This is a genomic window from Enterococcus innesii (assembly GCF_022846515.1).
Lineage (GTDB): Bacteria > Bacillota > Bacilli > Lactobacillales > Enterococcaceae > Enterococcus_D > Enterococcus_D innesii.
Window position 1 is genome coordinate 953,529 of record NZ_AP025635.1, and the last position, 15,630, is coordinate 969,158.

Annotated in this window: 12 protein-coding genes; all 12 read right to left on the minus strand. The window is 38.7% G+C overall.

What is annotated here, in order from left to right:
- Positions 1–39 precede the first annotated feature (39 nt).
- Complete coding sequence (locus tag ENLAB_RS04425; protein WP_244352804.1) at positions 40–3,927, minus strand: Cna B-type domain-containing protein; 3,888 nt, start codon at positions 3,925–3,927, stop codon at positions 40–42.
- Positions 3,928–4,589: 662 nt separating this feature from the next.
- A complete protein-coding gene (locus ENLAB_RS04430; RefSeq protein WP_244352806.1) occupies positions 4,590–5,927 on the minus strand; it encodes a hypothetical protein in 1,338 nt (445 codons plus the stop codon).
- A 71-nt stretch (positions 5,928–5,998) separates the two neighbouring features.
- Entirely contained in the window at positions 5,999–6,382 is a 384-nt protein-coding gene (locus ENLAB_RS04435; RefSeq protein ID WP_077452918.1) for a hypothetical protein, read from the minus strand.
- A complete protein-coding gene (locus ENLAB_RS04440) occupies positions 6,379–7,395 on the minus strand; it encodes a glycosyltransferase (protein WP_077452920.1) in 1,017 nt (338 codons plus the stop codon). Before ENLAB_RS04440 ends, ENLAB_RS04435 begins: the two co-directional genes overlap by 4 nt.
- Entirely contained in the window at positions 7,392–8,378 is a 987-nt protein-coding gene (locus ENLAB_RS04445; RefSeq protein WP_081117484.1) for a helix-turn-helix domain-containing protein, read from the minus strand. Before ENLAB_RS04445 ends, ENLAB_RS04440 begins: the two co-directional genes overlap by 4 nt.
- A gap of 45 nt (positions 8,379–8,423) precedes the next feature.
- Positions 8,424–8,615 (minus strand): hypothetical protein, encoded by a 192-nt coding sequence (locus ENLAB_RS04450; RefSeq protein WP_077452924.1) that lies wholly within the window; start codon positions 8,613–8,615, stop codon positions 8,424–8,426.
- Between the two features lie 48 nt (positions 8,616–8,663).
- Positions 8,664–9,221 (minus strand): hypothetical protein, encoded by a 558-nt coding sequence (locus ENLAB_RS04455; RefSeq protein WP_081117485.1) that lies wholly within the window; start codon positions 9,219–9,221, stop codon positions 8,664–8,666.
- 7 nt (positions 9,222–9,228) lie between these two features.
- Positions 9,229–10,077 carry a hypothetical protein gene (locus tag ENLAB_RS04460; RefSeq protein ID WP_140966009.1) on the minus strand — a complete coding sequence of 283 codons (849 nt, stop codon included), beginning with the start codon at positions 10,075–10,077 and terminating at the stop codon, positions 9,229–9,231.
- Positions 10,067–11,506 carry a glycosyltransferase gene (locus ENLAB_RS04465; RefSeq protein ID WP_244352808.1) on the minus strand — a complete coding sequence of 480 codons (1,440 nt, stop codon included), beginning with the start codon at positions 11,504–11,506 and terminating at the stop codon, positions 10,067–10,069. The genes ENLAB_RS04460 and ENLAB_RS04465 overlap by 11 nt, the downstream gene beginning before the upstream one ends.
- Before the next feature lie 16 nt (positions 11,507–11,522).
- On the minus strand, positions 11,523–12,428 hold the full coding sequence (asp3, locus tag ENLAB_RS04470; protein ID WP_244352810.1) for an accessory Sec system protein Asp3: 906 nt from the start codon (positions 12,426–12,428) through the stop codon (positions 11,523–11,525).
- A gap of 15 nt (positions 12,429–12,443) precedes the next feature.
- Positions 12,444–14,030: an accessory Sec system protein Asp2 gene (gene asp2 / locus ENLAB_RS04475; RefSeq protein ID WP_244352812.1), complete on the minus strand. Its 1,587-nt coding sequence runs from the start codon at positions 14,028–14,030 to the stop codon at positions 12,444–12,446.
- Positions 14,017–15,618, minus strand: a complete 1,602-nt coding sequence (gene asp1, locus ENLAB_RS04480; RefSeq protein WP_244352813.1) for an accessory Sec system protein Asp1 — start codon at positions 15,616–15,618, stop codon at positions 14,017–14,019. Before asp1 ends, asp2 begins: the two co-directional genes overlap by 14 nt.
- Between the last annotated feature and the right edge of the window lie 12 nt (positions 15,619–15,630).

Genomic DNA, 15,630 nt, shown 5'->3' on the forward strand with positions numbered 1-15,630 from the left:
CTGACTTCTAGCGAAGGAGCAGTACAAAGATTTGTTTGGTTAAATATGTTTCTGTTTATAGAATAGGAAAGCAATCATGGTGAGTAAGATACCTCCAAGAACACTTAGTTCATAAGAGGATTCCTCGTTTGTCTTAGGTAATCGTTTTTCATTATCTGTCTGTGATGACTCTGTCTGGTTCTTTTTGTCATCCAGCTTTTGCTCGGCGTATCTGGCTATTTTTTTCGGTTTATCAGACTTGTCAGAAGGGGTTGGTACTTTGGGACCGCTAGGATCATTCGGTGTCTCAGGCGTTCTCGGCGTTTTTGGTTCGACATAAGTATTGATCAAATCATAGCCATGGACATCTGACTTGTATCCTTTGACAGCCACTTCTTGAATGCTATAGGTGTAAGCTTGACCTTTCGCATCATATTTTGGCAGATTGTCAAAACGATAGGTCCAGTTCCCTTCTTTATCTGCTTTTACGACTTGCTTGGCGATTTCTTTACCGTTTTGCATTAATTCGACAGTGATGCTTTCTGGGCGGGTGTTGAACTTGTTGTCATGGTCATCCCATGTCTTTGTTCCTGATACTTCTGTCGTTTCGGTATTACGGTAGGTGTTAACTAAGTCATAGCCATTTACTTTGGTGGTGTATCCTGGAACATTTTCTTCTTGGATCGTGTAAGTATATGCTTTCCCCTCGGCATCGTACTTAGGCAGATTGTCAAAACGATAGATCCAGTTGCCTTCTTTATCTGCTTTTACGGTTTGCTTGTCAATCTCTTTACCGTTTTGCATTAAGTCGACAGTGATGCTTTCTGGACGGGTATTGAACTTGTTGTCATAGTCATCCCATGTCTTTGTTCCAGCTACTTCTGTCGTTTCGGTATTACGGTAGGTGTTGACTAGGTCATAACCGTTGATTTCACTAGTGTAACCTGGCACTTTTTCTTCTTGGATCGTGTAAGTGTACTCTTTTCCTTCGGCATCATACTTAGGCAGATTGTCAAAGCGATAAGTCCAGTTGCCTTGGTGATCTGCTTTAACGATTTGATCGCCGATTTCCTTATCATTTCGCATCAGCTTGACAGTGATGCTTTCTGGGCGGGTGTTGAACTTGTTGTCGTAGTCATCCCATGTCTTTGTTCCAGCTACTTCTGTCGTTTCGGTATTACGGTAGGTGTTAACTAAGTCATAGCCATTTACTTTGGTGGTGTATCCTGGAACATTTTCTTCTTGGATCGTGTAAATAAATGCTTTCCCCTCGGCATCGTACTTAGGCAGATTGTCAAAGCGATAGGTCCAGTTCCCTTGGTTATCTGCTTTTACGATTTGATCGCCGATTTCCTTGTCATTTCGCATCAGCTTGACAGTGATGCTTTCAGGGCGGGTGTTGAACTTGTTGTCATAGTCATTCCACGTCTTCGTTCCCGATACTGCCGTTGTTTCGGTGTTACGATAGGTGTTTACTAGGTCATAGCCTTTGATTTCAGTGGTGTATCCTGACACTTTTTCTTCTTGGATCGCGTAGGTGTAAGCTTTTCCTTCGACATCATACTTAGGCAGATTGTCAAAGCGATAAGTCCAGTTGCCTTGGTGATCTGCTTTTACGATTTGATCGTCGATTTCCTTATCATTTCGCATCAGCTTGACAGTGATGCTTTCAGGGCGGGTGTTGAACTTGTTGTCATAGTCATTCCATGTCTTTGTTCCGGATACTTCTGTCGTTTCGGTATTACGGTAGGTGTTGACTAGGTCATAACCGTTCACTTTAGTAGTATACCCTTCAACAGGTTTTTCTTGGATTGTGTATTCAAAAGTCTGACCAGATTCGTCAGTTGTCGGTAGGTCCGTAAATTCATAATGCCATTCCCCCTCTTTATTTGGGGTAACCGTTTTTGTTTGGAACACTTCACCGTTTTGCAATAATTGAACTGTAATGCTTGCCGGACGGGTATTGAATTTGTTGTCATAATCGTCCCACGTTTTGGTCCCGCTGATTGTCGTTGTCTCAAAAGAAAGCAATTGATTCATGGCAGCTAGTTTAATAGTCGGCACGATTGTTTCATTTGCTTGCAGATCCCAGCGATGGGTTTCTGCGTTGACCAGCACTGTATCCGCAATGATACTGCCGTCGACATTTTGATGAACATCAACTGTATCACCAACAGCCAAGATCGTTCCTTGGAAGGGACTATTAATCGAAATCGTTTGGCCCTCTGATTGGCCAACAAAATTCCATAAGATAACAGCATCATCAAACTCTTCTGTTTCATGGCTATTACGGGACGTACCATCTGTATATTCTAGTTTAATTTGCGACTTGATATTAACGGTACTTGCTCCTTCGGTATCCACATTGATGAGCACAGGAGACGTGCCTTTTGTCAGCCCTTTGATAGTAATCGGCGTATCTTTTTCTAATTCTGTTTTTGAAAGAGAAACAACTACCTTTTGGTCTTCTTTCGCAATTGGATCTTCTGAAAAGGAGATGGGTTTCGTATCAATCAGGTAGCCGTCTGGCGCCTCCGTTTCCACAAAGGAATACTCTCCCTCTGGAAGATCCGTTTCGATTACTTGTCCATCATCATTTGTGATCTCTTCATCAACCTCTTTATGTGTCTTTTTATTTTGAAGTTCGTAGACACCGTCATCAAGCGGCTTTCCTTTTTCATCCGTTAAGGTCAAAACAACCTCTTGAGTATCATTTTCAGCACTGGCAGTATCAATGACTCGCTGATTATTATCAGTAAAGTCCTTGGTTACACCGGGGGTTTGTGGATAGGCTCCCAGTCTTTCTGACGTCGCCTGTAACGTTGAAAATACCTTTCCAAAATCTATATACGGTTCACTTACGGATGGATCTTGGAAAACTTCGGAAGTTTTCAAGTGATCCATTCTCTGACCATTTATAAAAACGGCAGGCTGTTGATTTTGATCTGCTAAATCTACTGTGACTGATGGACCAAAAACAACTTTGTTTTTTCTACTATCCGTTCCTGACACAAAAGAAGAATTTGCAATCGTATTGACCTTTTGAATGTAATTGATTTCTGTTGCCAACGAACCATCCTGAATACTGGTTCCAAAATTGACATTTCCATTTAGTTCTCCCACTGCTAAGTTTCCATTTGTATGGGTATTTAGCGTCGCATGGTTAGCAAAAATATGAAAATATTGGGCTTCTCCCAGAAGGGCGTCATCAACTTCAGGAACATCATTTTTAAAAATGCCGCCATTTGAAAGTTGTGAAGCTGCTGGTGCACTTGCTTGGGTATCAGGTGTTGATTCTATTGCTGTTGATGCAGTATTTGACTCCGTTTGCTGTTGTGACTCGCTGCTTGTTGTTACAATCTGTTTTTCAGAAGCCTCTGTTTGATCCTGATTATCAGAAAGTACGGCTTCGGTACTCGTTGCTTCTGTGGATTGATTTTCAGGTAGAACAACTGCTACATCGGTTGCGTTGATGAGGTCTTCTTTCACTTGACCCTTTTCTTCATCTGTTTGAAGAAACGCTGATTTGATTGTCAATGTTTGAAGACTTTTTGTTTGAAACGTTAGCGTCATTTGACTAAAGGAACTGCTAGCAGTTTCTTCTATCAACTGCTGTCTTTGCGAATCATATGTAAAGTTCGTGTCGCTGCTTTGGATTGATTCCGGCAAAATCGTTTGTTCCCCTTCACTCAAGCTGAATGCCAGTTGATTAGCTGCTGCTTGTTGGTTTTTTTCAACTTGGATTCTCCAAGTGATCTCCCCTGTGGTAGGATCTGGTAATGAGGTCACTTGCGCTGTGCCTTTTTCGTTCTGAAATAGGACTGTTTTGGTGCTTCCCTCGGTGTTTGCATGAGCTGTAACGACTGGTAACAATGGCGTCACATACGACATGACAAGCAAGGATAACATGAAAATTGGGTAAGCTATTTTTTTCACATAAGTAAGCATTTTTCTTCCTCCAAACAACAAATTTTACTCAGGTGATTATCCTAATCGGAAAAAAGACAAAATGCAAAATACCTCAAAGTTTGTTTATGTGAAAAAAATGAAAGCAAGAATCATAAAATGATTCTTGCTCTCAGGAGAACTTGTGAAAATGAAATAGAATTTCTTTAGTTTTAAAAAAGAGCAGAACAATTTCTTCATGATAAATACTCAAAATCAAGAAAGAATCTTTTGTTTGTGATAAAAGTTCTTTCATTTAAAACTCTTGAGCAACAGCAGTGATTAGCAACTCGTTAAAATTTCACTAGTCAAAAAATAATAATTGTAAATAAAAAAATGAAAATTTTCATAAACAATCATATTATTTTCATTTTCGATTACAAAAATTTTAGCAGATTCTTTAAAATCTTACTATTATTTTCCCTCTATTTATAAGTTCTCTTAATTTTTACTGTACAAAGAAACTTCTTTTTTCATTTTTGGGACTGATTACTCAGAATTGATTCTTCAGTCCCAAATTTGATTTTGCCAAACACATCAATCTCAATGAGAGAAAGATTTTATTGCGCAGTCTGATATTCTGATATTGTAAAAAAACTGACCATTTGGAAAAAGGAATGGTTATTGCTATCTGCAGGAGATTCACTTTTTCTTTGCCAAATTGACTACTCTTTATCGTTGTTGATCAAGAAGTCGAGCAATTCAGACTGTTCCGCAAAAATTGCTTCTACTGATAAGCTTCTATTATGACTCTTTTGCTTGGTAGCTTCTGGCAACTCAGCATCAATTTGGTTAGTTGCTGATTCGATGGCCTTCTCGACTGGTAAAGGTTCTGCATTCACTTTCGTCTCTAAAACGTCTGGCTTCATTGGAAATGGACTGTTATCTTCAAAGTGATCCGTCGAAGCATTCAGTTGACTTTTCCAGAACAACTCCCCAAAGAGATACACACCAAGAGCATTTTTATTGTTAAATACTTTACAAGATAGCCCCATCTTGATGAGTGTCTGATTTACTGTGTTTTCGTTGATCGCTGCTGAAGGAATATCTCTGACTAGAATTGTATCAGCATATTGAATATCTTGATCACTATTTACATACTCAATCAATTGATCTGTCAAAGCAGTCGTCTCTTTACTAACGATTTCAGTTAAATCTATTGTCTGACGTCCATTGATCGTCACAATAAATGGATTGTTTTTCTTAGCTGTGACAAGCATATCGTAGACGACGCCATGATCCAGCTCAAAGATTGGTGCCGGATGATTCCCTTCATTTTCTTGATAAGCTTGTACCACGTTGCCTGCCAATTCATACAAGCCGTCTGCGACTTTTGAACTTTTGATTAGTTCTCCATTTTCGTAGCTGTCACAAGTGAGAGAATGATCATTGATTTCAATGACATAGGTCAACCCAGCAAGGATTTCTTCCACGCCTAACATCAAATGAATATCATTTCGTTTGCTTTCAAAAACTGTGGCTAGAGATTTTGGAATCAGCTTTACTCGCTCGATACGAATCCGATAGTGAGTGCCATCAACAACGGTCTCGAATTCATCCGCCAGTTGTCTCTCAATGTCAGCAAGCCGGTCAAAACTTTCTGTTGCTACTCCAAGGCATAATGAACAGCTAAAGCAATCCTCTGCAATTTCGGTAAAAAGTGAGGGGCTTTTCTCTACTAAATAAGAGAGTATCGTTTTGATATATGTCTTAAATTTTTGATCTCCGAGAGTTATCAACGGATTCCCAAATGTTTGGTAGGCTTCCGATCGTCGACTATACAACCTGTCGAGGCCCCAAGTAATTTCTTTCTCGCTGCCCTCGAGAAGAATTCGTTTCCCTATTTTGTTTTTTAGGTAGATCGGTTCATTATTTTTTCCTAAAAGATATTGTAGATTATTTTTTTTGACTTCTGAGTAAACAGAACTTCTGACATCTTGATAACCGTAGCCAACAACGCCTACTCGAAATTCATCAATGTCTAACGCAATGATTTTGTTCACACTAATCCCCCTAACTTCCCTATTGATCATGACTTACAGCTTTCCATACCATCCTATTGACGCTTCATTCTCTATTCTCCTGTCACTTCTTGGATAAAGAATGCATTGGACAGTTCCTGAATTCTCTCCCTTTGCTCATTGACTTCTGCTTCTAAAAACAACAAATCGCTGAAAATAGCTTTTGTATTATGGATATGCCGTAGAAGTTCATTAGTTTTGACCAGCTGTATGTCAATTTTTTGACATAGCTCTCTCAACTCATCTTGGCTATTCTTTAAGACAAAAAAATCGCGATACCCAATGACTGACTGTTTTTTTTCTAAAATCATTTGTTGTAACTGTGCAATTTTCCTATCTCGTTGTTCGATCGCTTGTTTCAAATCGGCCAGCATCTGGTCTAGCTCGCTGATTTGAACGATTGCGGATAACTTCTTTGTACTCATCGATTGTTTCATGCTTGACTTGCTCCTTTGCTTAGGAGTATTTTCACTTCTGAATCCATCAGTGCCGTTCTAGTAAATATTCCTGATTGCAGTAAACAACTAAATGAAAGAACATTATTTTTTATCCGCAGCAGCTCTTCATCTGATAACTCACTTAATTGATGATCAATGTCTTCAATCGCGTTGATAGTAATGCCAAGTTCCAGTTTCTGTACCATCTCTGCTATAGCTGCTTCTTTCCATACAATGACAGGGATTCCCAACGAGAGATACAACGAGATTTTGTGCGGGGCATTATACTTCGTATATTGTTGGTAGTCACCACCATCAGGCAACTTATCATCCCACGCAAGTCCGAAACTATTTTTCTCCATCCTACGAACCAATTCTTCTTGCTCAAAAACACCACAATAATGAACATTTGGACCAAATTGACTGTCGTTTTTATCGCCGTATACAAGTATTTCCGTGTGATTGGGCCACTTCTGTAGAAAACGGGTTTTTGCCAAGTTTCCTGCAAAGACAACACGTTTTTCTGGTCTTTCATGACTGACACTAACTCCCTGGTGCTGATAGTCGAAAAATGGTTTTTGGACCATTTTCCGTGTCACGCCTCTTTCGACTAGTGCTACCTGCATAGCTTGGCTATGAACGATTAATAATGTAGCTTCATTGAAAAGAGCAGATTCATCAAAATCGACTTTTCCACGCAACATCTCGGCATCATGGATAAATAAGATCGTGTAAATCCCTCTTTGTTTCATTCTTTGTAAAAACATCCGGTCAAAATGGGCTCCGTTATAACTTGGATATTGATAGACCACGATATCTTCATAAGCGACACCAGCTGTAATGCCATCAATCCTTGACATAAGTGCATAATCATCTTCATTCTCATCGATATAACGATAAATATATAAAGGCTGATAATCCATCCCATTGGCAATGTGGTAAACATCTACTTTCGCTTTTTTGACTGAATCTGCTGCATTCGATTCAATGATCGTCGTCACCCACCGATTCACGCTTGCCCCATCTCCTTTTCCATCATTGCCCGCACAAACATCACTTCATCTTTTGGTAAGCACCATTCTGCCCCCTTCAAATTTTTAGAAAACAGTTGTACAGCTGGATCTTCTTGGGCAGTATTCCTTGTAAGCAGCAGATATTTGACTAGTTTTAGAACTGTCTGATTATAGACATCAATATGCCAATGCTCTTCCATTAAACGACTTGCATGTTGAAGTAATTGAACCGCATCATCACATCGTTGGATGTCTACCAAGCATTCTGATAAATCTAGTACGGCGCCTACCAAGACTGGCCGCAGTTCCGTAAAATCAGTCGAATTTATTTTCTTTAAAAGGCAGCTCTCTAACAAAAAAATTTGTTTTTCTAAAGATGAAGCGTGCAAGCCATAGCGCTGTTTGATGCGTAATGTAGCTAAATATAAAAGGCTGTCAAATAATGTATAAAAATCAGTTCCCAGAAAAAATGTTTCAAGCATTTCTAAACTTGCATCCGGGACTTTCTGGTTCATACAACCAAATACGAGGTCAGAATAGGCTAACATAAGTTTAAACATCGTATTATCCTCAGTAGAGGAGCGAAATTTTTCTAACTCTTTTCTGACTTTCATAAAGGTAACAAACATGTCCTCTTTCGTTGATAAAGAGCTATAAATCAATACACTTAATAGATGAAGTTGTTCATCTGTTGACATTGCAAACATGTCTAACAATTCGGTATCAGATATGCTCAACATTTTCTTGATGCCAACAACCAATTCGAAGGGCAAGTCGATCTCATATTGTACCCATCTATAGTACCGTGAGCGAGATAACCCAATCTTTCTTTCAAAAGATTTCACAGATAGTCCTTTACATTTGCGTATCTCTTCTAATTTCTCGCGATCAATATTGACAGCAACGACTGATGTATCAGGTATCTTTAAGTCTGGGTTGATCGTGCTAATTAATCGACAAACGCTTAGTAATCTAGTTTCCATATTTTTCAAATCCTTTTTTCTAAAATGCAGGACCTATTTTTATTCTTACTTCTGTAATGCTTCCAATAAAGAATAAACCAACGATCCAAGGATCACGATCGACATAACTAAGGAAAGCACGATGGTGATCGCTTTGCCCTTTTTCTTTTCTTCTGAGTGATTTCTTACGTTTTCTCGTTCTTCTTGAAATCCCGCTTGAATCGTTTTTTCTAGCTGATTATTCGCCAACGATATCACCTCTTCCAGTTTATTTTCGGCAAACACCTATGAAGAAAACTGGTTTATCTATTGGTTCTGATCGACTGTCAGTTGTAGTGACTCACTCACTTCTGAAACATTTTCTACTGGTTGGTTTTCGTTTGTAGCTATCTCATTCACTACCTCTGCTGCTTCTATTGCCCGAAGCTCATCAATCAGCTCTTGACTCAATTGATTCACATCGTTATCTTGTCTTTCGACGGTTGAAGTTAACCGATCAATGATCTGCTCGGTTTCATTCAAAAAATAGGTTCGAAGCATTTGCTTTTCAACCTCATAAGCAGAAAAGAGCTTCTCATAAATCATTTGTAATTTATTTTGCTCCTCCTGTTGCTGCTCAAAAGATGCATTGAATTGTTTTTTTAATGTTTGGATCACATTTAGATCGATGTCGTTTTCTGGCTGATTCATCATTGCTTTCATTTCTTGATTGATTTGAATCAACTGATCAATCAATTCGTTTTGATCAGCAAGAAGTTTCTTTGCTTCCTCTTGTTCCTTCTCAAAAGTGAGCATGGACCCGCTGTTCTCTTTTACTAGCAACATAATTTGCTCATATAATTCAGTGGCTTTCATTTTTTTCATTTTGTCCTCATCCTTTCAACACAACTTTGTCCATGCATACATTTTTGTTTGCCAACAACTGATAATTCTTTTGATCGACTTCTACCTTATGAATATAAGGAATGCGGTCATCTAAAATACTCATTAAGTTCCCTTTGATATTCCCTTTGCCATCAAGCGGCGATTCTTCCAGATAAAGTGTATTTATTGAGTTGGTTTTTGCTAGAGAAAATAATTCTAATCCCATGTACGAAATGCCAACTGTATCATTTTCTGTTAACTGGAAAGCTAACTGATCCCGAATGAAATCAAGTGTTGTGTTAAATTTTTGAGTTACCTTGAATGTTTCTGTATCACGAGTCGTGACCAAATTGATGGTGCCTTGATAAAAGTAGTAATTCAAGATGCTCTGTTGCTGATCATTGAAAAAAGCAATCTCTTGGACCTGGTCATTGCAGTAATAAATAATTGAGAACAATTTCCCATCTGCGGCATATTCTTCAATGAAATCTGTCGTGCCATCAGGATAAAAGTATCGAACTTCTTTCACATGTCTTCTAGTCATTGGATACAAGCTCACTTTACCTACTTCATCTCCATCAGTGATCAACGAAATGGTCCGATCCTCGTTCATATAAACTTCTGTACAATATGCTGTTGGTACTTGGTTAAAAAACAGAAAGGCTTCTGGATCGTGACTGCGCTGTGTCACTTGATCTAAAATATTGATTCCCTGCAATGCTTCTTTTTGGAGCATTGCTTGGAAATTTGGACTCGGTGAGATGGACAACACCTGACTTCCTTCTTTGATTCGTGATTTTTGTGCCATCCAAATTCGGTCATTTGGTCGGATCACGGTGACTAATTCATAATGCATCGATCAACTCACTCCATTTCTCTGCAATTATCGCGTCTTGAAACATTCGGACAGACTTGCGGGTATTGGCTTTAAGTTGGTTTAAATCAGAAGCAGTCAACTGACGAATGCCATCTGTTAGTTGCTGAATAGTATAGGCTTCATCAGTTCTAGAAAAATCTTTCAAATAACCATTGACTCCTTCTTTGATCAACTCCATGGCCCCAAAACGAGCCTTGAAGGTTACAATTGGCAATCCTGCATTTAAAGCTTCAATATAAGTCAATCCGAAACCTTCTGAAAAAGAACCAGAGATAAATGCATCATAATCAGGATATACTTCATTGATTGCATGAGAATGCCCTTTTAACCGAATGTACTCTTCTGCATTCAACTCCTTGATCACTGCTTTTAACTTGCCTTCTTCTCCCCCTTGACCATAGATGTCTAAAGAGATCGTTGGATATTCTTTTTTTGCTGCAGCAATTGCCCGCATCACAAGATCAATGTGCTTTTCAGATGCCAAACGAGAGACCGTCACAAACTTCTCTGCCTGTTGTTTGCCTATTTCAAATGAGTCTTCTGTCATATCACGAATCCCTCCCACCGGGATCGTGACAACTTTTTGAGACTCGTTTGGAAAGTCGATCAACAAATCTTGCCTTTGCAATTCTGTCGCAACAACGATATGAGCGACTTGTTCCAAATGTGTCAAAGCAAATTCATAGTAATTGTTCCAAAGAGGTGCGCTAGCTACGTCACGATCAGATAAATGATCGGCATGAACAATCTCAATCAATTTGATTTCCGGAGGACAATGATCATACAAAGCAGCCTCGCTTTCCTCTCCCCGATCAATGATGATACTTTTGGTTTCTGGGAATTCTTCTATCAGTTGTTTAAAGAAAAATCGCTGCAATAAGACCTCATTTCTAAAGAAACGATGTTTGCCTTTGAAAGCAAACAAATGAATATTCGTCATTACTCTTCCTCGATGCGGATCATTTTGGTAACTGTACATGATTTTTCTTTGATTCGTTCGATAGTCAAAGATCTCTACCCGATAATCCGAAACTAGCAGTAAGCCTTCTTTTTTTCGACTAGGAGATTTTTCCATATGCTCTACGATTTTTAATCCTGAGGATGTGATAGTTTCTTTGACTCTATGTGTGTTCGTAGCATCTACTAAGAGATCTTGTTGTGCAGTAAAAACTGCTTTAGCCCCTTTCCTTAAATAATCACCTTCTAGTGCAAAATACTCCCACATGGAGATGACTTTATCATCTGGTATTTTCCAAGCTGCCATGGCTTCATGGAGATTCTTCACTAATTCCATAAAAATATACTTATAGGGAATTTTTTTTCTATCAAAACAAGCAGCACGATAGAACTGTGCATGTTCCACACCAGAATTGCCAATCCCCATTGCTTTATTTACAAAAAAATTCATGATGTCCCCCTCTTTATTAGGTTGATTTCTTCCTGTTTTCTTTTACATTCTCTAAAACTTTTAGTGCCCTTTGATTAAGTGCGATCTTTTTTTGCAAACGATCCATAAGCTCGGGTGCTTCAGTTTCTTCATTTGGCTTTGCAAATAATAAAGCTAATACAGAAAAATCTTTGTGGTAACAAGATTCCAGCAGAGAAAAATTTTGTCCCATTTTAAGGTTGATTTTTTCGGGACTGTCGCTTCGCTGGTAGATTTCTTCAAGCAATGCTTCCAAATACGATGATGCAGCCTTAATATCCGGTTCAACAAACAATCCTGCTTCAAAATCTGAAAGTGCATATTCTTTGACATAGCTGTTCTGTTTTTCAAATACGACCGATAATGCAGCATGTTTCTCAACCAGCGGTGTAACCGCAACAACGCTGGTAGCTATGTTTGAGCCTTCGTTTGCTCCAGTGTCTGCATTTATAGGAACCACTTCAAATGCTTGATTCTCCTTAGTGGATAAAACCAATTCCTTAAAAAGAATCTCTTGATGCTTTTTGTTTACCATATGAATCTGGTAATCAGTGGCACCTTTGGGAAAGAAAAAACATTCCTGGTTTGTTTCGAAGACTAGTTTTTCAAGAAAAAACCCATCTTTATCAAAAAATTCCATCAATAGCTGTACTGCTTCCTCACGATCGAATTCAGCATGAAGTGTTAACTCATACTTGTGTCCCGGCAGTAACATAGGCAGCATTGGTGATTTCCGACTAATATGAAATTCTGTTTTCGAATACCAAGATTTAATACTGACGCCGGGAGGCATCAAAGGAGAAGAATAAGAGACCTCCCCAGAGGGCATATAAGCTATTTTTGCGCCATAATTATAATTGTCATTAAAGTCGATCCCCCACTTGATACGATATAAACTATTCATCGACTCCCTCATTCCCTATAATATTTTCTTGATATCACGGTGAAATGTATGCACAAGAATATTTTTGTATTGTTTCAAAAACCAACTATTGATGGCGGGACTATTATCGTTATGTCGGCCGATCATGCCTTTATACAGAACACGAGTCATGGGGAAATTATTTTTTAAAAAATCAAACAACATTGGAAATGCCTCCATGTCGTAGTCGTCTTGTTTCATATAGGCGATAGCAAATGTCGTCTCACGATAATCGCCACTTTTAAATTTGCTCCAGAACCGTTCATTCAATTGACTGCTCGCTTCTTTTGAAACAACCCCAATATTGTAAAGCAGCATATCCAATGAGGTTGGAAATCCAGTTGGTCGATTGATGCGTTCATTTAGAGCAATGGAACCAAGATTCGTCAACGGTTTTCCCACGATGACACTGTTTGGGCTTAAATCGCTAGCAAAATATAGCGCGCCAAACGTTCCCATCGACAATCCGGATAAAATGAGATCTGACTTTTCAAAACCTAGCAGTGCTAGTTTTCCTAAGATGATCGCTACGATTTCTTGTTCGAATTTCTGGCTGCCTAGATAGAAATTTCCACCTTCTAAACGAGGATCACCAATCAGCAGAAAAGGACAGCCCATACTTCCCATCATCCCACGGCCTTCAAAACCTTCAGCTGAACGATAGCCAGAAAAATAAACCGCTAATGGAGGTTTTAAATCTCCCGGGTTAAAGTAATAGATCACTTCTCCCCCCAGATTCTCTTCATCTCGAATCCGACCACCTCCTGGAATCATGACACTTTCATCCGCCATTGCTCTACGCAGGTGCATCTGCCCGATCGTAAATTGCCCTCGATTTCCTTTGGCATACAATGAAACATTGATGTATGAATTTTGATCTAATTTGAAGTAAATCGGTTCCCCATTTATGATTTGATCGTGAAGAATCTCAATCACTTGGATGACTTGATTCGTGTTTTCTCTAATAAAAAAGAGTTTGATCTTCACAATCGCTTCTCCTTCGATATTTGCGATTTCCGGATAAAAGCAGGTGCGTTCATTTTTAGGAATCAGGTTAGTCATTTTCCAAGTAGTTATTTGCTGATAGTCTGATGTCAATTGCGCCTTTACCTGACAGGCTGCATGTCCTTCTTTAGCGATCTGCAACGAAACATCTTTATTAAATTTCATGTGATCCATAGACAGCTTATATCCTTGTTGCTTTGCTGAAAATTGCTCATTGATCATACGAAAAACATTTTCTAGCTGCTTTTTATCAAAGCGATTCGCTGCTTTTAATGTGAAAAGCGCTTGAATTTCTGGAGATAGTCGATCATTTTCTTCGTAAAATATTTGGTAGGCAGGCAATTGTTTTAAAAATTCAAAATTTTCAAGAATTGCGGCATTTTCCTCTAGAAGAAAAATTGCCCGATGATATTTGCTATTATATTTGTCTTTCTTAAACAGCTGCAGCTCCTGCTCATCTTTGCTGAAATCATAGGATAATGGAAGCCACTGATAGGCAAACAAAGGAGAGAGCCGTTTTTGCCACTCGGAAGAAACAGCTGCAATATGAAATACCTGAATCTGTTTAGACGACACCATTTAGCAACTCCCTCCATTGTTTCATAATATTTTCCTCACTAAAATGCTCAATATAACTAATATTTTCCACTAATGCTTGGTTCCAATTATTTAAATCGTCCATGTAAAAAGCGATTGCTGCATCTAATTCTCTAATTTGACCAATGATTTGCCCATTCTTTTGGTCATCCACATAATCGGTTTTCTTCCTAACAAGCTGAGGAATCCCTGCACTAACAGCTAGTGCTTGTTTCTGGACATCAACTTCAGCAGACAAATCAATATACAACCGTGTCTCATTGAAATCCTGACGAATCGCGGTGAGATGAGAATCCAAACGAAAGTGAATCCTAAAATTGACATCAACTGCCTCTACTAGATTTCGCCAATTTTTGCTTTCTCGAATCTCTTCAATCGCCTCTTCATCCGTTTTAAATAACTTTTTTGCCTTTTTTGCTTCAAAATACTTTAATACCTTTTGATACTCCTCTGATTCACTATCGACACCGAAATGAGTATCAACCAGTTCTTTTTGTGCTTCTCGTAAAACGACTTCGCTTTGGAATGTCGTTGTTTCGATGATTAAGTCATAACGATCATTCTGAATAACTTTTTGCAGTAATAGATGATGGATTCTTCGAACGTCTTCGTTAAGCTCACCGGCGTTCCAATAAAGAACCAGCTGGGGAATGGAGTTGCTATTGCCCAGCTGAAAAGAAGTTGTGTAAATAGGTATGCGCTGTATCCGAGATAGGTCATTAATACCGGACTGTCTCATTAAAGAGAGAAGCGCTGTTTGATTACTAGTCGAATCAGTAATAATTTTATTTTCGCCTGCCCATAATTCTGCTTTTTCATCTGATGCACAAGTTGAAAGTCTGTGGGCATCAGAAACGATCTGGATCACTCTTTTTCGTTCCTCGTTCGTTTTGACCAATCTTAGACTCCGCTCATTTGTCAAACAAATTATTTGATCTTCTGACTCAAGGTTCAGTTGAGATTGATTCATCATCTCTAAAAGAAGTTCATCCATGCTTCGATACTGACTTTTCTTTAGCCCAATTCTTTGAGGACTTATCAGCTCAACGTGTGGATTTTCTCCAAAGTATTCCACACATTTTTCTATTCCTGATTCGTTATAATAAATCTTCTTTACTTGTTCCCCTTTGTCATTCTGAAACGATTTTGCAGAAATAAAACCCCGATCATCTAAAAAGAGAATATGTCGATAAGGTTCCGTCATTAAATACATCTGTTCTGCAAAACCAAATGTATTGAACCGAATTTCACCAAATGGTTGATTTTCCTTAATCAGTGTGATCCCAAAAGGTGTATAGACCTTCTCCACATTCTCAGCAAGAGGCAAGTCATCGACATCTAAGGGAAATCCATTGGTTTTTTGAATGTCTTGCAAGCAATCATAAAGTGAAGTCATTTGCGCTGCTTCTAATTCATATGCATGCATCTGATAACGTAAAAACGGCATATGCTCCAATAACAATAAGTGATACGGTTCTCGATTGTTCTTGAAAAGCTGAATGATATTCATCATGTAATCACTTTCTAAATTGCCGCTACTACTCGTCCAATCAGGAATAAAATAGTTCAAAGAATTGCCTCC